The 19490-nt window shown below is 38.3% G+C and carries 20 protein-coding genes and 1 riboswitch; of the genes, 4 read left to right on the top strand and 16 right to left on the bottom strand.

Features of this window, described 5'->3' with window-relative positions:
* Window positions 1–4 precede the first annotated feature (4 nt).
* The 5 genes from BUE08_RS05600 to BUE08_RS05580 form a co-directional block, all read right to left on the bottom strand.
* On the bottom strand, window positions 5–943 hold the full coding sequence (locus BUE08_RS05600) for a GHMP family kinase ATP-binding protein (protein WP_059033358.1): 939 nt from the start codon (window positions 941–943) through the stop codon (window positions 5–7).
* Between the two features lie 21 nt (window positions 944–964).
* Window positions 965–1522, bottom strand: coding sequence for a bifunctional adenosylcobinamide kinase/adenosylcobinamide-phosphate guanylyltransferase (gene cobU, locus BUE08_RS05595; RefSeq protein WP_059033356.1), 558 nt, complete (start codon window positions 1520–1522; stop codon window positions 965–967).
* 18 nt (window positions 1523–1540) lie between these two features.
* A complete protein-coding gene (locus BUE08_RS05590) occupies window positions 1541–2599 on the bottom strand; it encodes a FecCD family ABC transporter permease (protein ID WP_281743688.1) in 1059 nt (352 codons plus the stop codon).
* A 29-nt stretch (window positions 2600–2628) separates the two neighbouring features.
* Window positions 2629–3690 (bottom strand): ABC transporter substrate-binding protein, encoded by a 1062-nt coding sequence (locus tag BUE08_RS05585; protein WP_286680535.1) that lies wholly within the window; start codon window positions 3688–3690, stop codon window positions 2629–2631.
* Window positions 3679–3843: riboswitch (cobalamin riboswitch) on the bottom strand. It overlaps the preceding gene by 12 nt.
* A 168-nt stretch (window positions 3844–4011) precedes the next feature.
* A complete protein-coding gene (locus BUE08_RS05580) occupies window positions 4012–4620 on the bottom strand; it encodes a DedA family protein (RefSeq protein ID WP_213950952.1) in 609 nt (202 codons plus the stop codon).
* Window positions 4621–4845: 225 nt separating this feature from the next.
* On the opposite strand from BUE08_RS05580, the gene BUE08_RS05575 reads away from it, so the two are divergent.
* Genes BUE08_RS05575 through BUE08_RS05560 form a run of 4 tightly spaced genes read left to right on the top strand, consistent with a single transcriptional unit; the run spans window position 4846 to window position 8955 of the window.
* Window positions 4846–5826: an ABC transporter ATP-binding protein gene (locus BUE08_RS05575; RefSeq protein WP_213996850.1), complete on the top strand. Its 981-nt coding sequence runs from the start codon at window positions 4846–4848 to the stop codon at window positions 5824–5826.
* On the top strand, window positions 5823–6533 hold the full coding sequence (locus BUE08_RS05570) for an ABC transporter permease (RefSeq protein ID WP_281795762.1): 711 nt from the start codon (window positions 5823–5825) through the stop codon (window positions 6531–6533). Before BUE08_RS05575 ends, BUE08_RS05570 begins: the two co-directional genes overlap by 4 nt.
* A gap of 11 nt (window positions 6534–6544) precedes the next feature.
* A complete protein-coding gene (locus BUE08_RS05565) occupies window positions 6545–7978 on the top strand; it encodes a GldG family protein (RefSeq protein WP_286680534.1) in 1434 nt (477 codons plus the stop codon).
* Window positions 7979–7995: 17 nt separating this feature from the next.
* On the top strand, window positions 7996–8955 hold the full coding sequence (locus BUE08_RS05560) for an AEC family transporter (RefSeq protein ID WP_286680533.1): 960 nt from the start codon (window positions 7996–7998) through the stop codon (window positions 8953–8955).
* Between the two features lie 29 nt (window positions 8956–8984).
* Here BUE08_RS05560 and ptsP read toward each other — a convergent pair whose 3' ends face one another.
* The 11 genes from ptsP to pstC all read right to left on the bottom strand — a co-directional run bounded on the left by ptsP (window position 8985) and on the right by pstC (window position 19479).
* Window positions 8985–10706, bottom strand: coding sequence for a phosphoenolpyruvate--protein phosphotransferase (gene ptsP, locus BUE08_RS05555; protein WP_273039136.1), 1722 nt, complete (start codon window positions 10704–10706; stop codon window positions 8985–8987).
* A 14-nt stretch (window positions 10707–10720) separates the two neighbouring features.
* Window positions 10721–11044 (bottom strand): bh protein, encoded by a 324-nt coding sequence (locus BUE08_RS05550; protein WP_213950949.1) that lies wholly within the window; start codon window positions 11042–11044, stop codon window positions 10721–10723.
* Between the two features lie 30 nt (window positions 11045–11074).
* A complete protein-coding gene (locus BUE08_RS05545; RefSeq protein ID WP_059033337.1) occupies window positions 11075–12364 on the bottom strand; it encodes an NAD(P)H-dependent oxidoreductase in 1290 nt (429 codons plus the stop codon).
* 36 nt (window positions 12365–12400) lie between these two features.
* The gene (locus tag BUE08_RS05540; protein ID WP_059033335.1) at window positions 12401–12766 is read right to left on the bottom strand and encodes a PTS glucitol/sorbitol transporter subunit IIA; all 366 of its coding nucleotides are present in this window, start codon (window positions 12764–12766) and stop codon (window positions 12401–12403) included.
* Window positions 12767–12777: 11 nt separating this feature from the next.
* Window positions 12778–13425: a fructose-6-phosphate aldolase gene (gene fsa / locus BUE08_RS05535; protein WP_059033333.1), complete on the bottom strand. Its 648-nt coding sequence runs from the start codon at window positions 13423–13425 to the stop codon at window positions 12778–12780.
* A 305-nt stretch (window positions 13426–13730) separates the two neighbouring features.
* Window positions 13731–14393, bottom strand: a complete 663-nt coding sequence (gene phoU / locus BUE08_RS05530; RefSeq protein ID WP_238142691.1) for a phosphate signaling complex protein PhoU — start codon at window positions 14391–14393, stop codon at window positions 13731–13733.
* Window positions 14394–14419: 26 nt separating this feature from the next.
* Window positions 14420–15175 carry a phosphate ABC transporter ATP-binding protein PstB gene (gene pstB, locus BUE08_RS05525; RefSeq protein WP_059033331.1) on the bottom strand — a complete coding sequence of 252 codons (756 nt, stop codon included), beginning with the start codon at window positions 15173–15175 and terminating at the stop codon, window positions 14420–14422.
* Window positions 15176–15214: 39 nt separating this feature from the next.
* Window positions 15215–16972 (bottom strand): two-component system histidine kinase PnpS, encoded by a 1758-nt coding sequence (gene pnpS, locus BUE08_RS05520; RefSeq protein ID WP_281744049.1) that lies wholly within the window; start codon window positions 16970–16972, stop codon window positions 15215–15217.
* A gap of 4 nt (window positions 16973–16976) precedes the next feature.
* The gene (locus tag BUE08_RS05515) at window positions 16977–17684 is read right to left on the bottom strand and encodes a response regulator (protein WP_213950948.1); all 708 of its coding nucleotides are present in this window, start codon (window positions 17682–17684) and stop codon (window positions 16977–16979) included.
* 95 nt (window positions 17685–17779) lie between these two features.
* Window positions 17780–18622 carry a phosphate ABC transporter permease PstA gene (gene pstA / locus BUE08_RS05510; RefSeq protein WP_213950947.1) on the bottom strand — a complete coding sequence of 281 codons (843 nt, stop codon included), beginning with the start codon at window positions 18620–18622 and terminating at the stop codon, window positions 17780–17782.
* Window positions 18619–19479, bottom strand: a complete 861-nt coding sequence (gene pstC, locus BUE08_RS05505) for a phosphate ABC transporter permease subunit PstC (RefSeq protein ID WP_059033321.1) — start codon at window positions 19477–19479, stop codon at window positions 18619–18621. The genes pstA and pstC overlap by 4 nt, the downstream gene beginning before the upstream one ends.
* Between the last annotated feature and the right edge of the window lie 11 nt (window positions 19480–19490).

Here is a 19490-nt window from a genome sequence, read left to right as displayed (position 1 = left end):
TCTCCTAACCTTCAGCTTTCTCTTTTGCTTGAAATAGATTTTTATTTGAGTAGATTTGAATAGTCTTTGGCCCGCCGCCGCAGGTGCAAGTTTTAGTAATACGATACGTTATACTATAGTTATGCATTATAGCATCGAGTTCTTTCCAAAGGTTTTGGTTTATATCATAATCTTTTTCAAAAAACATACCGATTGCAGAACCGCTGTGGGCAATATTTATTCCGATTGCACTGTATTTTTCTCCTAAATCGATAATATCCGGTAAATGAGGTTTGGGCAAAATAGATTGATGTGCCAGGGCACTTATTTTCATGGCTTGGCCTAGAAGTCTAAGATCTTTTTTTTGAAACGCAGAAAAGACAATGCTCAATGCTTCCTTGATAGCCGGCTCTTTTTGTCGGTTTTTTTCTCTTAACTCTTTCATATTGTTAAATTGTTCAGTATCGACTTTTTCTCCTGTATCTATAATATAAACATCCATCTTCGGCAGAAAACCTAATCTTTTTCGTATTTTTCCCTCTATATGGTCAAATAGCGTGATTCCGGGATACATTATGCCATCGCTGGGTTCAATGGAAAGCGCTATATCAGCTACTATATCAGGGGATATGCTCTCGCCAAGGGCTTGGGCTGTGGCAAAACAGGCTGCGGTGATATCTGCTGTGCTAGATGAAAGACCTATCCCACAAGGTATATTGCTCTTAACTTTTATATCTGCTCCCAGATCGACGGCATTAAAATATTTGAGAGTTTTTCTCACTGCTTGGATTGTTTTATTGCATTCCAGATTACTGTCGCATGTGTATTTGTTTTTTTCATTGTTCAGTTTAACCGATACTTCTGTATAAATTGCTATGGGACAAGTTACCAAAATATTAGTGTTATCTATAGTTCCTTCTATAATCTCGCCGCAACTTGCCGGACAAATAGCTTTACCCTGCAAAGCATTCACCCCCATACATCTTTATTTCAATTTTATTGGCAATCCGGAAACCATAAACACCACTTCGTCAGCTGCCGACGCTATCTTTTGATTTACTTCACCCAGCAGATCCCTGTATAAACGCCCAAGGGGATACTCCGGCACCAGTCCCATACCTACCTCGTTTGAAACAATAATTACTTTTTGTTCAATTCTTGTCAGTTCCTGTATTATAGCATCGATTTCGTTTAATAAGTCAATTCTAAGAGCATCATGCAAGTTAACATCTTCTGCCCTTTCCAGTGGCAGCCAGTTTGACACAAAAAGTGCAATACAATCTATTAAAATTGTATCATATTCTTTAAACTTTTCATTTAGCCGAATTTCGCTCAAAGCTCTGGATAAATATCTCGGTTCCTCGATGGTAAACCAGTTGTCAGGTCTTCTCTTTTTATGTACAGCTATCCTGTGAGTCATTTCTTCATCGAGGGCTTGGGCTGTAGCTACATAAATCGCTTTCCCGCCTTGTCTTTTGGCTTCTCCTTCTGCAAATTTGCTTTTGCCGCTCCTTGCTCCTCCTGTAACAAAAAGTGTTTTCATATCTCGTCTCCTTATGCTCTAAATCTTATAGTCCTTATTCTTCTTTTGAAAAAGAAGATAGATAAAAAACGGCCCGCCAAACAGCGCTGTCAATATTCCTACGGGCAGTTCTGTTGGAGCTATTATAACTCTAGAGATGGTGTCAGCAAGCATTAGATAAAGTCCGCCCACAAGAGCTGAAACAGAAAATAACTGCCTGTAGTCCGGTCCTATTATAGCTCGAGTTATGTGGGGAATTATGAGCCCTACAAAACCAATTACACCGCTAACCGCTACCGCAGATGCTGTAAGCAGGGAAGCCGCTGCCAAAGACATTCTTTTTACTCTTTCTGTATCAACACCTGTAAAAAACGCTGTCTCTTCTCCGAGTTGCAATATGTTTATTTCTCGTAAATTCCAATAAGCGAAAACGAACCCTATAACGCCATACGGTAAATTCAAATATACTTCATTCCATCCTTGAGAAGAAAAACTTCCCATAAGCCAAAAATATATCTGGTGAAGCCTTTCGTCGCTGAAATACATAAAAAAAGAAACAAGAGCAGAAATAAAGCTGCTGACCGCAACGCCTGAAAGAAGAAGTGTAAAAGAATATGTCCTGCCGCCAACACTTGCAAGACTGTAAACTAAAAATATGGTTCCTGCCGCACCAATAAAGGCAAAAAATGGAACCGATCCTATGCCGAAGATTTTCATGGCGGGAAAAAATAAAATTCCAAGAGAAGCGCCTAAAGATGCGCCGGCCGAAGAACCTATAATATAAGGATCTGCCATGGGGTTGCGAAACACTCCTTGATATATCGTGCCCGCCGCTGAAAGCTCGGCTCCTACTAGAAAGGATAAAATTATCCTCGGAAATCTAAGCTGCAGAATAATTGTTTCATCAGTAGCAGTCCAGTTTTTAATGATGAAATCTTTTAAAACTGGCAAGCGACTTAAGACAATTTTAAAAACTTTATCTGTTGACACATTTACGGTTCCTATACTCAAGGCGAAAATACCTGATATTATTATTGCAGCAATTATACAAGCATAGTGAGCATATGAACGCATATTTCTAAGTCGATAACTGTCCACTGTATTTCCTCCATCCGACGTTGCAAACATTATTTAAAGAGCTCTGGATGAATTATTTTTGCCATCTCTTCCAAACCGTCTACAAGCCTGGGTGTAGCTCTTTGAACTAAATTCTCATCAATATAAAACACTTTCTTATTTTTTATGGCATTTACATTTTCCCAGCCTTGCCTGGAAAGTATATCTTCTACAGACTGGTTACTTGAGCCGTGGTGAGAAAATATAATTATATCCGGATTTTTTGCTACAATCATTTCTACGCTATACTCAGGGTAGGATTTTTTTGCATCGCCTGCGATATTTATACCGCCTGCCTTTTGTATTATATCATTTACAAAAGTTCCCGGGCCTGCCGTAGTAATAGGAGAAGGCCATATCTCATAGTAAACTTTGGGTCTGCGATCCTCTGTAAGTTTTGCTGTTTTATTTTCTATATCTTCCATTCTGGCTTTTAAGTCATTTACTATCTTGGCAGCTTTTTCACTTTGGCCTGTTGCTCTTCCCATAATTTCGACGCTTGCCAACATATCATCAAAATCCTTCGGATCCAAAACCACGGCCGGAATACCTAATTTTTCCAGTTCTTCCACCGGTTTTTGATGCATGTTTGTAGCAAAAACTATATCAGGTTGCAGTGAAATTATTTTTTCAATATTAGGTTCTGAAAATCCGCCTATTTTTTCCTTCGTCTTAGCTTCTTCAGGATAGTCGCAAAAATCGGTAACCCCCACAATCTTATCACCGAGCTCTAAATTAAACAGTATCTCGGTATTGCTAGGTGCAAGCGATACTATTCTTTCAGGTTGCTTTTCAATAGTAACTTTTCTTCCCATTTGGTCTTCTATAGTAAGTGGGAATTCTTCGAAATTTTTTGCTTCTTTTGAGTCTGTGGAAGGTGCCGCTGTCTTATTGCTGCACGCTGTCAGTATAAATAAAGAAATAATAAAGATTGTTAATATAATTTTTGATTTGTTTTTCATTTTCATCTTTACCCCTTCTAAAAAAATAACCCGGCCTTCTTTTTCGAAAACCGGGGTGTTTTTGCCAATGCTTTCTAGTACATCCCTTTCTTCCGAAGGCTCGTACTTCACTCACAGGCAGGTTTCCTGGCTCTCGGATCATTTTAGCTGCGCCTTCCCGGTTTCCCAGTGGCATAACAGTTTATCCCCGATTACAGTGGCGGGACCGCTCAGGATTTTAACCTGATTCCCTTTTAACCTTGCGGCACCTGGTGAACTGCCGCCAATTATGAAAGTGGCTGGCTTCCTGCTTCTCAGAACATACCTAGCAAATAGGTCTCATGCGTTCTCCACAGGCTTAACTTCGGGCAGTTCCTGCCCTAGAATGCTAAATTTTAAATACATAACAATTATATACCCAAATAACCTATTTCACAAGGTAAACATGTATTTTCAAGTACTTTTTTGCTTGAATATCTTGTAAAACCAATGCCAAGATAAGTATACGGCAATAAATATCAGAATCAAAAAAAGAAGGCTGTACTGTGAGAAAAACGTAAAAAGCCAGTGTAAGTATGGGCTGGCTGTGTTAAATAATGCAACCCAAAAAATCGTCCATACTAAATCGCCGATAAATGAAAACAATGTATATGATAAAAAATTTATCTTAAAAACGCCGGCTACCCATATTGCGGGTGTCCTTGTAATTCCTACCCACCTGCTAACTAAATTTGTAATGCTCCCATATTTTTCAAACCACTTTTTGATCTTTGTTATATCTTCTTTACTTATTTTTAAAAATTTGTTCAACTTTTCAAAAATCCGCTCGCCGCCGCGGTAGCCTATATAATATGCAATAATATTACCAAATAAGTTGCCGAAAGTAGAAATAATAATTACACTGCAGGTCGACATTGCTCCGATGCGTATAAGATATGCAGTAGCCATAAATATTATTTGGACCGGTAAAGGAAGGCCCAGGCCCTCTAATACTAAAAAAGCAAAAAGCCCATAATAGCCATAAGAATATATAAATTGATTTGGAGTTTGTGGCAAAGACATAAACACATCACCTTTTATAATTATACTTGATTCTTGAAATAAAACAAATAGAAATAATGAATTTGTGATATATCCGGTTTTTTCTTCGTTGAAATCTGAACTTTATTTTATTTACTTCATAAAATTTGAAATCGAGTCCTAATATGGTATAATTTTTACTATATCTTAGTACTTTAAAATAAATTTTTAATGCTCTTTATTAGGTTATTAGGCGAGGTGTTCATTTTGATTGAGCTGTCTAATGTAACAAAAAAGTACGGAAATAAAATTGCCATAAGTAATATATCATTTTTTGTAAAAAACGGGGAAATTCTGGGCCTTCTCGGGCCGAATGGTGCCGGTAAATCAACTACAATGCGAATAATTACAGGATACCTGGCTCCCACATCAGGAATTGTAAAAGTAGCAGGATTTGATATGGCAAAACAACCTGTCTTAGCCAAAAGACATATAGGCTATTTGCCGGAAAATCCGCCTATTTACAAAGATATGACGGTTTACGAGTACCTAAATTTTGCAGGCGAGCTAAAGGGTTTAAAAGGTAAAGAAAAAGCCAGGAGAGTAAGTAAGGTAATCGAAGAAGTCGGAATCGGGGATGTAAAAAATCGCCTAATCGGCCGTCTTTCCAGGGGGTACAAGCAAAGAACAGGCCTTGCTCAGGCATTGGTGTCAGATCCGGATGTGCTGATACTCGATGAGCCTACGGTAGGCCTTGACCCTCAGCAAATAACCGAAATCAGGCAGCTTATAAAAAGCCTTTCCGGAAAAAGAACTGTGATATTAAGTTCCCATATACTGCCTGAGGTAAGCAGTTTGTGTCATAGAGTAGCCATAATTAATAAGGGAAATTTGATAGCGGAAAATACGCCGCAAAACTTGGGCAAATCCCTAATGGGGCATCATAAAGTAGTAATCCAGGCAAAGGGTTCAAATGATAAGATATTGGAGATACTTTCTAATCTTTCCGGCATAGAAAGCGTTGAAGTGAGCAAGGTATTGAATGATAACTTATGCGAATATACTATAGAATCTGAGATGGATAAGGATGTGCGCGAACAACTTTTTTACGCAATGGCAAATAACAATTTTCCAATATTAGAAATGAGATCCTATGTTATGTCTTTAGAGGATATTTTTTTACAGCTTGTAACCGAAGAACCTGTAATAAGCGCAAAACCGCAACGGGAGGCGAGTAAAACCAAATGAATGCAATAATATCTATATTTAAAAAGGAACTTAAAAGTATATTTTATTCACCGATTGCATACGTCATCGGCGCTGTGATATTAGGTCTTGCTGGTTACTTTTTTTCAGTAAACCTATTTGTTTCTCGAATAGCGGATCTTACAGGTGTCTTTATGAATCTGGGGGTAGTGCTTATTTTTGCCGTTCCTGCTTTGACCATGAAGCTTTTAGCCGGCGAGGAGCAGGCGGGAACTATGGAATTTTTGCTTACTTCGCCTATTTCTGTTTTTCAATTGATTATTGGTAAATACTTGGCTTCATTGGTGTTTTTTCTTTTTATAACTGCATTTACTCTGATTTACCCCGGGATTCTATTTGCTCTTTCGGCTCCTGACAGCGGTATTATAATCGTTTCATATATTGGGTTCCTTCTTCTTGTCGCATCATATATTTCTGTTGGCCTGCTATGTTCTTCTTTGACTACAAGTCAGGTAGTTGCAAGTATATTAAGTTTCGGGGTTTTGCTTCTTTTATGGGTGTCAAGCTGGCTTTCCTCGAACACTTCTGGTATATTAAGTTCATTTATTAAGACACTTTCAATGTCAGAACACTATATGGATTTTCTGCGAGGAATAATTGATACATCTCATCTTGTATATTTTGTAAGTATAATATTAGTTTCTCTGACCTTATCAGCGATCAACATCTCACGGCGCACCTGCTCATAGGAGGAAACGGCATGAATAAAATTTCAAAAAAAGTTTATTATACTTTTATTACAATCTTTTTGGTCATAGTACTTATCGCAGTCAATCTTATATGCGCTCAATATCATTACAGATGGGACCTTACGAAATCTCACCGCTTTACTCTTTCTTCAAAAACCAAAGAAGTTATAAGTCAGTTGGATGAAAGTATAAAAATTACTGCCTTTATTGCTGAAGGCAGCAGCATATCAACAGATATAAAAAATCTTTTGAAGGAGTACGATTTCGCCTCTGATAAAATTGAAGTAAAATTTATTGATCCAGAAAAGGAACCTGCTATTGCTAAAAAATACAATATTCAAGACTATAACACTATCATTGTTGAAGGTACGAAACATCAGCAAACAATAAGTCCTTACAATCTTTATTCTCCCTCTGCAAACCAGTATTCAATGAATTTTAATGGCGAACAAGCTATAACTCGGGCAATACTTAACTTAAAACAGCAAAACCAAGCAGTAATTTACTTTCTTTCAGGACATGGTGAATTAAGTTCCATATCTGATTTAGATAGTTTTAATTCGTTTTTACAAGGTGAAGGTTATACAACAAGGCAACTGGATTTACCTGTGGTAGGGAAAATTCCGGAAGATGCTGACCTTCTAATATCGGCAGGTCCTCAAAAAGACTTAATGCCCAATGAAAAAGCCCTTTTAGAAAAATATATTCAGTCAGGCGGCAAGATATTAATATTCCTTACACCTACTGATCCAAAGGTGTCACTGAGTGGCTGGAAGGAGCTTATTGCAGGTCTTGGTGTAGAAATACATGACGATATTGTTACAGATCCACAAAGATCCTTTTATTCAGACCCATTAAGTCCTGTACCTATGGTAGAAAGGCATGAGGTTACTCAGGCTCTTTTGGATAAAAAACTCTCGGTGGTTTTTCCTTACGCTCGAAGCCTTGCACCTTTAGAGAAAATTCCCGAAAACTTGCAGGTAAAATCACTTCTTGTTACAAGCGATCAAGCATTTGGAGAAACAGACTTGGAACAGTCTCAAGTATCTCTAGATGAAAAAGATGTGTTAGGTCCTCTGCATTTAGCCTATGCAGTATCTAAAAAACCTGCTTCAAAAAACGAATCGCCAGTAGAACCAAATACTATTACAGCTCCTGATTCTGAAATCGGTGAGCCTATTGCAGTTATCGTAGGAGATGTAGCTTTTTTGGGCGCAAAATCCATAGGTCTTGCCGGGAACCTGGATTTTGCAGCAGGAAGTATAAACTGGCTTTTGCAAGTTTCGGATGATGCGCTTAGTATTCCTTCCAAAAACGATGAACCGCCTTTTGTAAATCTTACAGGTGATGCAATGAATCGTATTTTTTATGCGGCAGTTATAATACCGCCAGGATGTATACTAGCAATAGGTTTTGTGATATGGCTTAAGCGAAAAAATCTGTAAAAAAAGGGGGTGATTTATTGGGCATTATTAAAGCCTTTGAAAGTGTTTTAAGTATTGTATTGATGGTGTCGGTGGGGGCATTTTTAAATTACAGGCATTGGTTTGATGATGATAAATCAAATCTTTTAGTAGACCTTGTAATTAAGGTATCTTTACCGGCGCTTATGATATATAACATGATGAGTAATTTTACTAAAGAAGAACTTTTAAACTCAGGTTACGGTCTTGTTGTGCCTGCCATTTCTATGGCTATTTGCTACTTAATTAGTTTTGCAGTAGCTTATATAGTTGGTATTGACCCTTCAAGACGAGGCGCATTCCGCTCTATGTTTTTTAATTCCAATACAATTTTTGTGGGACTTCCGGTAAATATGGCTTTATTCGGCGAAAAAAGTTTGCCATATGTCCTATTTTATTATGTGGCAAACACCTTTTTCTTTTGGACACTAGGCGTATCCGAGATAAGAAAGGATAGCACGATATATAATGAACCTGATTCATCAAAATCCGTCTTCTCTATTGAAACACTTAATAAGATTTTGTCACCACCCCTTATAGGACTGCTTATAGCTCTTTTTTTGATTCTAATAGGTGTTCGACTTCCAACTTTTCTTTTAGATACATTAAAGAACTTGGGCGGTCTTACTACTCCCTTATCGATGATTTTCATCGGTATCACTATAAGCGCTATAAAAATTCAAAATATCAGATTCGACAAAGAAGTGATGGCATTGCTTATAGGGCGCTTTATCGTGGGGCCAGCAACAATCATCCTGTTATCACAAATTTTTTATATGCCAAAACTAATGAGAGATGTCTTTGTGATTCAATCAGCAATGCCTGTAATGACAAATGCAGCAATTATCTCTAAAGCTTACGGCTCTGATAGTGAATACGTAGCTATCATGATAGCAATGACTACTGTACTGATTATGATTGTTATACCAATTTATATTTATATTTTAAGCTATATATAAGTTTAACCACCCAAAAGGGTGGTTAAACTTTATCCTATTTTTTCTACTATCTTTTTTACCATAGCCCTTATATCAGCCGGTTCGCTCATAGAAAGGGCTTTTCCAGCTATCTCTTTTGCCTCGTCATAAGTAAGTGAGCGGATTATCTTTTTTACTTTCGGTATAGAAGATGCGCTCATGGAAAACTCGTCAAGTCCCATACCAAGAAGTATTGGGGCAGCAAGGGGATCTCCTGCCATCTCACCGCACATACCTGTCCATTTACCTTCTTTATGGGAAGAATCAATTACATTTTTAATAAGCCTTAGTACCGCAGGATGGAAAGGTTCATAAAGGTAGGAAATGTGTTCATTCATTCTGTCAACTGCAAGGGTATACTGAATCAGGTCATTTGTACCTATGCTGAAAAAGTCCACTTCTTTTGCAAGTATATCTGCGGTCACAGCGGCAGAGGGTATCTCTACCATTATACCTACCTCTATATCTTCGTCAAAGTCTTTGCCTTCCGCGTAAAGTTCAGCCTTTGCCTCATCTAAAATCTTATTTGCCCTTCTTACCTCATCTACTCCGGATATCATGGGATACATTATCCTTGCCTTACCATAGGCACTAGCTCTTAATATGGCTTTAAGCTGAGTCTTTAGTATATCAGGTCTGTCAAGACATATTCTGATAGCACGCCATCCTAAAAAAGGATTAAGCTCATCAGGCATATTAAGATAGGGCAGCTTCTTGTCTCCTCCTATATCAAGAGTCCTTATGATAATAGGGCGAGGCGCCATTTTTTCAACAACCTGCCTGTAGGCATCAAACTGTTCTTCTTCTGTGGGAAGGGACTGTCTGTCCATATATAGGAATTCTGTCCTGTAAAGACCTACGCCCTCTGCTCCGTTTTCAAGAGCCCCTTTTACATCTTTAGGCGTTCCGATATTAGCGGATATCTCTACTCTTTTTGCATTGTCAGATGTCTCGGCCGGAAGGTCTTTTAGCTGTTTTAGCTCTTTTACTTTATTGAGGTAATCCTGCTTTAGTTTCTCATACTTTTTGGCTGTCTCCTCGTCCGGGTTTACATATACCGCCCCTTCATTGCCATCTATTATGACAGTATCTCCTGTTTTTATCTTTTGGGTTGCATCCTTTAAGCCGACTACCGCAGGTATCTCAAGGGACCTTGCCATTATGGCTGTGTGAGATGTTCTTCCTCCCATATCTGTTGCAAAGGCCTTTACTTTTTCTTTGTCCATTTGGGCTGTATCAGATGGCGTAAGATCCTTTGCGATGATTATGGCTTCTTGTTCAAGGCTGAAGGCATCTACCGAGATTCCCAAGATATTCTTTATTAGTCGCTCCCCTATATCCTTTATATCTGCAGCTCTTTCTTTTAGATATTCATCCTTTGCGCTGCCGAATTCAGCTATATAGCTATTTACAACTTGGGATACGGCATTATCCGCAGTTATCAGTTCGCTTTCTATCTTAGACTTTATCTCGTTTATGAAGACCGGATCTTCTAAGACCATAAGCTGTGCATCGAATATCTTGGCTTTTTCGCTGCCGAGTTCCTTTTGAGCCTTCTCTTTTATCTTTTCAAGCTGAAGCTTTGTTGTCGTAAGTGCATCTTCAAGTTTCTTTATCTCTTTGCCTATATCTTCTTTTTTGATAGGCGATGTATTAATTACTACTTGCTCATGTTTTACAACATGTGCTTTGCCTATTTCGATTCCGGGCGATGCCGCTATTCCCTTTAACATAGTAAGCCTCCTTGTCAATTATCTTGTTCATCTTTTATAATGTCTCCAACTTCTTTTGCGATGCGATATGGTTTTGTTATAATTCTGATGGGCAATGACAGGATAAACCCGGTAAGATCCTGTTCCAACTCCTGCGTCATTCGGTAAGGTTTTGTAAGGATTCTGTCTATAAAATCTGCTGCATAGTTTTCCAGTAGTTTATCGCGCCTTATTTCGATCTCATTACCGCAGTTTAGGCATTTTATGCTTTTTAATGTATTCCCAGCGTAGTTTACTTCATGTGGAGTATCTTTGTTGCAATGGAGGCAGAAAAGTTCTGCTTTCATTTTAGAGGTCACTTAAATCCACCTCGTTTCTTCTACTGCAATTTAGAAAAATTTGTCTTGAATTCGTCTTAATTGCAAAATAGTTGAATCATTCTCAAGCTCTACCATATTATATGATATAGCTTGGCCTTTCTTAACATCTTGCTTGAGAACTGTATTCTCGTTTATCAGACCAATAGGTAAAGCATTTTCTTTCTTTGCATTTTCAGCTGTATCAATCAAGCCGTACACTGTATATCCGCCAATTCCATCCAAATGTTCTCCGGCTTTTAAATCCTTTTTGGCAACAGTTATTGTTTCTGCTACAGGCGCGCCAATCGGAGAAATTGTCGGCTCTTTATATAAAACCGCCCTTGCTGCTGAAAGTGGAGTTTCGACACAAACAAGATGATAAGGCCTGTAAAAAACATAATTTGGGCCATCTCCCAAGGAAATATAAGACATAATCTGTTTTGTCACCGGACTGTCTGTTGTAACAACTATAAAGACGCCGGGAGCTATTCCGAAAACAAAGTCAACCACACCACACTTGTCTAAAATTCCGCCATCTTCTTTTAGGGAAAAAATTTTCGGAAGATCTTTTACGGCGCCTGTCGGACCGACAAGGCCTCTGCACGACGGAATAAGACCGGTGGCATTTGCTACAGCTGTTAATTCAACCATGGTATTAGTTGCATCTACAAAAGAAGTAAGCATCCGAGGGTTGATGCCTCTTGTTTCTGCTTCCGGTCTCATATTGTCCGGATTTGCTTCGCGGTTTAGGGGGTTGTTCTTGCCCTTTCCTGCAGCAACCACCTTAAAACCCATGGAATCTGCAAAATCAAAAAGCTCCTTGATCGCGCCGGGTTCGTCACCGGCAGAACCAGTATAGACTATACCGGCACTATCTGCCATTTTTTTGAGAATAGGCCCTACAGTTACATCTGCTTCTACATTAAGCATCACCACATGTTTTCCGTTATAGATGCTCTTTAAAGCTGTATTTGCTCCTACCTCGGGAACACCGGTAGCTTCTATTATTACATCAACAGGTAAAATCTCGGTTACAATTTCAAAATCCTCAGTTACTGCATATTTGCCCTGCTGTATAGCTTTTTCTGCTTGAGATACAGTGTTTACTTCATAAACATCTTGGGGCGATATTCCGGCAAGCTCAAAGGTTTCCCTTGCCTTTTCAATAGTTCTATTTGCAATGATTGGTATATTCATACCTCTCATTCGCAATACTCGGTCTACAATTCCGCGCCCCATTTGGCCTGTGCCTACAAGGCCTATATTTATTTTTCCGCCTTTCTCTTCAAGCTCCTTAAGTTTAGAATTAAGATTTAGCATTTTTGCTCTCCTTTATAATTAGGAAATAAACGGAATCTAGCTTTCTACACGAATTTTTTGGCCTATTTCAATACAGAAAGGCTCGCTATCCCTCTCTAAGTGTATGTAGCCGGGCATTTTTGCAGATTTTTCATTGTCAAATTTTAGGCAAACATGGCCCATTAATCTTAAATTACTGTTAGCTTTTTCTCCAACTGCTGTAACTGTATAAACTTTTTCGCCGATATAAAGTTTGTCACCGGCTTTTATATCTTCATAGAGTTTGCCTCCGTTATGCATAACAGAAATCTCTTTCATCTCCAAGGGCATCTCTTTTTTGCTAAACAAAACAACTGTTCCCTCATTAAAAAACTTCTTTGCCAGTTCTCCTATATCCACCACTGTTACTTCATACTTCATCATATATTTCCCCTCTATTTCTTAGGAACTTTTTTCCAATCATCTAAAAATTTCTCTATTCCTGTATCTGTAAGAGGATGCTTTATCATTTGTTGTAAAACTTTAAATGGGACGGTAGCAATATCTGCACCGGCTCTTGCCGCCTCAAACACGTCCATTGGAGTCCTTATACTTGCAGCAATTATTTGCGTTGGAATATCATACATAGTAAAAATCTCAGAGATGTTTGCAACAAGCTCGATGCCGTCTTGGGTAATATCGGTAAAGCGCCCTATAAAAGGACTTACATAAGTTGCACCTGCCCGGGCTGCTGCCAGTGCTTGATTTGGGTTGAAAACAAGTGTAACATTTGTCTTTATATTCTTTTTGGACAATCTGCTGGTTGCTTTTAGGCCTTCCCATGTCATCGGAATTTTTATAACGATATTAGGGTGCCAGGCAGCAATTTCTTCGGCTTCTTTTACCATGCCATCAGCATCTAGACTGATAACTTCTGCACTAATAGGCCCATCAACTATTGATGTAATTTCAAGAATGGTTTCCCTAAAATCCCTGCCTTCTTTAGCTACTAACGTTGGATTTGTAGTAACTCCGCAAATAATTCCTGTTGCGGCTGCCTCTCGGATCTCATCCACATTTGCAGTATCAATAAAAAACTTCATATTCATTCAACCTCCGTATCTAGTTCTTGTTTTACTCTATTTTATACTATTTTTAAGAAGGTTTCTAGTCAAAGTAACATTTCAAATCATTGTTAAAAAATTTTGTGTCATCTTGAGCATAAGCGAAGTATTTGCCGGCAATAACTTTAAACTTCATTATAAGAACCGGATTTTGCGCGGAAAATCTATTTCCGTTGCATGCAAGATCCGGTTCTTATAAGCAACCTAACTTAGAGAAGTTAGCGACTTTTATCACTGATTAGGTCAAATAGCTGAAGCCCAAAACTTTGCAGATCCTTGAAGAATTAGTCATTGAGCTTTATTCTTTCACCCGTTTTAAGATAAACTGCCATTTCTCCGATATTAGTGCTGTGATCACCTATTCGTTCAAGCTGCCGCGCTACCATAATTAATTGGACGCCTTGATGAACAGTAGAAGCATCTTTGGTCATTATAGCAATTAAATCTTCAAATACCCGCGCATATAAATGATCTATTTCTTCTTCCATGCTAACGATACTTTTTGCAATTTCTACGTCTCGTTTTACATAAGAATCCAGTGATGTTCTTAATATGTCTTGAGCAATTTTGGCCATCCGAGGAATATCAACAAGGGGCTTTATATACTCTTGTCCAATTATTCTTTTTGCTATCCTTGCAATATTTACTGCTATATCGGAAATTCTCTCCAAATCAGTTGCAAGCTTTACTGCAGAAAATATTGTTCGCAAATCTTTAGCTATAGGTTGCTGGCGTATTATCATTTCTATACTTTTGTCTTCGATTACTTCTTGAAGCCTGTCTACTTCATCATCGCGATCAATGACTGTTTCAGCTATCTTAATATCTTTGGCAGTCAGAGATTCTACCGCTTCCCGTATCTGCTGCTCAATAATTGCCCCCATCCGCAGGATATCACAGTTTAGATCTTCCATTTCTTTGTCAAGAGAAACTCTTGAAGTTGACAATTTTAAACACCTCTTAATCTTTTATATTAACCGAATCTGCCTGTTATATAATCTTCAGTGCGCTTATCTTTTGGGGTATGAAACATCTCTAATGTAGGACCAAATTCTATAAGCTCGCCGCTCAAAAAGAATGCTGTAGAATCAGAAATTCTTGCCGCCTGCTGCATATTATGGGTTACTATTATAATTGTATAATCTTTTTTTAAATCAAGAATTAAATCTTCCACGCGCATTGTCGATATCGGATCAAGTGCCGAGCATGGCTCGTCCATTAAGACTATTTCCGGTTCAACGGCAAGAACTCGACCTATGCATAATCTTTGTTGCTGACCGCCGGACAGCCTAAGGGCAGAATCCTTTAATCTGTCCTTGACTTCATCCCATAATCCCACAGATTTTAAGCTGTGTTCCACGATATTATCAAGTTTATGTTTGTCTTTTATGCCATGTATTCTCGGCCCATAAGCAATATTGTCGAATATACTCATAGGAAACGGGTTCGGCCTTTGAAAAACCATGCCTACCTTTTTCCTCAATTGCACGACGTCAACTGTGTCTAGTAATATATTTTCATTATCAAGAAAAATAGCTCCCTCGGCTCGCGCTTCTTCGATAAGGTCATTCATTCTGTTGATATTTCTTAAAAAAGTAGTTTTCCCGCAACCGGAAGGACCTATTAATGAAGTTACTTGATTACCTTCAATATTCATATTAATGTTCTTTAAAACCTGATGTTCTCCATAAAAAAAATTAAGATTTTCAACTTTTATTTTAGTTGTCATATGAGTCCTCCGCTATCTTACACTAAATAATATTTTTGCTTAGCTGTATTTTGGCAAACTTACTTTAAATGTGCTTCCCTTGCCCAGCTGACTTTCTACGCTGATTTTCCCATTTAAGCTTTCTACTAAATGTTTTACCACTGCAAGTCCCAGCCCAGTACCGCTTGCACTTGTGATTCCCGGTCCTTGCACCCTATAAAAGCGTCCGAAGATTCTCTCTAGCTCGTCTCCTGCAATACCAATTCCGTTATCTGCAACTGAAATGCTGATAAAGTCCGATTCATCTTCAATTTCGACAGTTATATTTCCGCCTTCCGGAGTGTACTTTATAGCATTATCTAAAAGATTTATAATAATTTCTAAGACGCTGTCTTCATCACCTGTTACCGGCCCTAAATTTTCTGGAAGTCTAAGATTTAATAAATGCCCTTTATCATCTATGTTTTTTTGTAAGAGCTTTACCGCTTTATTTACAACGGATGCTATATTCACAGGTCTCTTGGGTATGGAAAAATCTGGTTTTTCTATACGTGACAGATATAGAAGTTCATTAATTAAGCGAGTCATGCGGTCTGTCTCCTGCTTTATTATCCTCAAAAAGTATCGACAGTTTTCTTCACTTTTATAAGCTCCATCTAAAAGAGTTTCTGCGAAGCCGGATATAGAAGTCAATGGCGTCTTTAATTCATGGGATACATTTGATACGAAATCTGATTTCATTTTTTCAAGTCTTTTTAACTCTGTAATATCTCTCATAACCGCTACTGCACCTAAATTATTCTCTTTATCTATCGGTACAACATTTATCCAAAAAATTCTTTCGTCATAGGTATTTATCTTTATCTCCCGAGTTGAACCCTTTCTAGTTTTCAACACTTCATTTATCAGATCATGTAATTCTCTATTTCTCAAAACTTCTAAAAGGTGCTTGCCCAAAGTTTCTTCTTGTCTTATCTTGAAAAGTCTTTCAGCCGCAAAGTTCATCATTACTACACGACAGTTTTGGTCAACTGCGATAAGTCCTTCTGCCATGCTTGCTAAAACAGCCCTTGTTTTATCTGTTTCTTCTTTCAGTTTTCCCACTGTCTCTTGCAGATTTTCAGCCATGCGGTTAAAAGATTCGGCTAAAATCTTTGTTTCATAAGGAGGCCTTAGAGGAACTTTCAAATCATAGTTCCCGCATGATATTTTTTTTGCCGCATATGATACTTCTTCTATAGGTTTTGTTATCCTTCTAGAAAAAATAGTACTTATCAAAAACGCAACTAAAAGACCGGCAAGACTTGCCGAAAAAAACATTTTCCATATATTGCGTGTCAATGCATTTATGTGGGATATTGGAACTGCCAAACGTAAAACATAGGCTATATCATGATTTTCAAGAATTGGAATTGCCACATACATCATTTCTGTTTTTAAGGAACTGCTGTAGCGTACGCTTTTTCCGATATTTCCTAAATATGCTTCTTTTATTTCCGGTCTTGTACTATGGCTCTCTGTATCAGAGGGATCCTTTTCGCTGTCGGCTATCACGTTGCCATCAATATCGACAATTGTGATTCTTGTTTTTATTTCGTTTCCTAACTCTTTTACAGCAGTTTCTAACTGTCCTAAAGTATTTTCCTCTTGTTTTATCTTAAGGGCTAAAAACGGGCGCACGGCAAATGCACGGGTTTCAAGATCGTCTTCCGTCTTTTGTATAAAGTAGTCTTCAACAACTTTTGCAACAGCATAACCGGTTATAGACAGGCTAATAAGGACTATAATCATACAGGCCGCAAAAATATTTCGCCTCATAATCTCACTCCTTGACGCTAAAACGATATCCTATGCCGCGAATTGTATCAATACTGTATTTGCTGCCGGTGTCTGCTTCTTCGATCTTTTTTCTAAGATTGCAGACGTGTACGTCAACAGTCCTCGTATCGCCCATATAATCATATCCCCAAACTTGTTCTAAAAGCTGCTGACGGCTAAAAACATTAAATGGATTTGATGCAAGAAGTTTAAGAAGCTCAAATTCTTTTAATGTAAGATCCAGCTTTTTACCGTAAAGAACAGCTTCGTATTTCAAATCATCTATAATAAGGTCCGGATTATTTACAGGCAGGCTATCACTATCTTGCTCTTCTACGCGCCGCATAACCGCCCCAACTCTTGCAACAAGTTCTCGCGGGCTAAAAGGCTTTGTAATATAATCATCCGCTCCAAGTTCAAGACCTACAATTTTATCAACCTCATCATCGAGGGCAGTAAGCATAATTATTGGAATTTTTCTTGTTCTGGGATCTTCTTTTAAAATGCGGCAAACTTTTAATCCATCTATTTTCGGTAACATGATATCAAGAATTATCAACAAAGGATTATCATTTTTTGCAATATCTAGAGCCTCTTGACCATCAGCAGCTTCTACCGTTTTATATCCTCTGCTTTCAAGGTTAAACTTAATTAGTTCGCGAATATTTTTTTCGTCATCCACTACTAATATGGCCTTTTCGCTGTTTTCCATTGAATACCTCCGAAGATAGATTTTATAATTAATAAAATACTTATTCTATTTCTACGGCTATTATACCATAAAAACGAAAAGACCATCTATTGGTATCATCGAGAAGAAAATCTTGAATAACGATTTGAAATCCCATGAGCGAGTAAATTTAATATTAATACGACTGCTATAAGAACTGTTGCCGCAGAGAAGGCCATATCCATTGCTCCTACTTCCATAGCAGTAATATATATGTGCATAGCCAGAGTTCTGGCCGGGTCAAAAACTGAAGTTGGCAAAAGTATCGAACCACCAAGAGTTAAAAGAAATGCCGCCGTTTCTCCAATTATTCGGCCTATTCCTAGAATCACGCCGGTTAATATACCTGGCATTGCAGTAGGAAGCGTTACATGAATAAGCGTTTGCTCTTTTGTTGCTCCAAGAGCAAGACTCGCCTCTTTGTATTCTCTCGGAACTGTTTTAATCGCTTCTTCAGCATTTCGTATTATTACCGGAAGTATCATAAGCATTCCCGTCAGAGCGCCTGATAAAATCGACCAGCCGCCGGTAACCGATTTTAGTCTCGTAACGAAAAACGCAAATCCAAAAAGGCCAAAAACAATAGAAGGTACTGCTGAGAGCATATCATTTCCAAAACGTATAGATTTCACCAAAAAAGTTTCTTTTGAATACTCAGTAAGGTATACCGCCGCCGCAATGCCCAAAGGAGCCGCCATGGCAATTGTAAGTAAGGTAAAGTACACTGTGCCGACTATTGCCGGATAAACGCCTCCTTCCATGCCCATCCGTCGCGGCGATTGGGTAAGAAAATCAATGCTAAGTTTTCCGATGCCTCGAGATACAATATAGGCAAGGATCATCAAAAGAACTGCAATGGTTGCAAGGCCGCTTGTCCAAAGCACTATCTTCATGATATTTTCTACAGTTTTAGGTTTCATTTTGCTGCCGCGTCCTTTCTATAAATTCTAGAGGCAAAAATATTGGTAAGAATTATCATGATAAACAGTATAATCCCCGTCCCAAATAGCGCCTGTGTATGCGTTCCTGCTTCAGCATAAGCCATTTCGATGGCTATATTGCCTGTTAAAGTGCGGATAGGAGAAAAAATTGAATCCGGAAATTTTACGGTATTACCTGCAACCATTATTACCGCCATCGTCTCACCAATTGCTCTTCCCATTCCCAAAACAGTGCCTGCTATAATACCTGATTTTGCAGCCGGAAGAGTTATATGCCAAGTGGTCTGCCATTTAGTAGCTCCTAAGGATAATGAACCTTCTTTGAAATCATTAGGTACTGATTTTAGCGCATCCTTTGCCATATTAATTATAGTGGGAGAAATCATTATGGCCAAAATTATAGACGCTGCAAGGACGCTGTATCCTGATTGGATTTGATTTGTTGAAGGATGTGCTTTTTGGAATTCTCGTATTAGTGGAACGAGCATTGTCATTCCGAAAAGCCCATATATAACCGAAGGAATGCCTGCTAGAAGTTCAACTGCAGGAGTAATTAATCTTTCCGCTTTCTTTGGGGCATATTCTGATAAAAATATAGCTGTGAAAATGCTTAGCGGAACACCTAAAATAAGTGCGCCTAGCGTTGTTGCAAGTGTCCCGCATATCATCGGGAATATTCCATATAAGTTGTCAGAGGGACTCCATTTTTGTCCAAAAACAAAATTAAAGAAACCTACCTTAGTAAAAATTGGGTAGCCTTCAATAAAAACAAAAAGGCCGATTAACATAACAGATGTTATGGAAAGAGCGGCGCATATAAATAATATTTTTTTCATATGGATTTCTC

The sequence above is a fragment of the Tepidanaerobacter sp. EBM-49 genome, assembly GCF_001896645.1.
GTDB classification, from domain to species: domain Bacteria; phylum Bacillota; class Thermosediminibacteria; order Thermosediminibacterales; family Tepidanaerobacteraceae; genus Tepidanaerobacter; species Tepidanaerobacter syntrophicus.
This window is presented reverse-complemented; position numbering and strand designations above follow the sequence as displayed.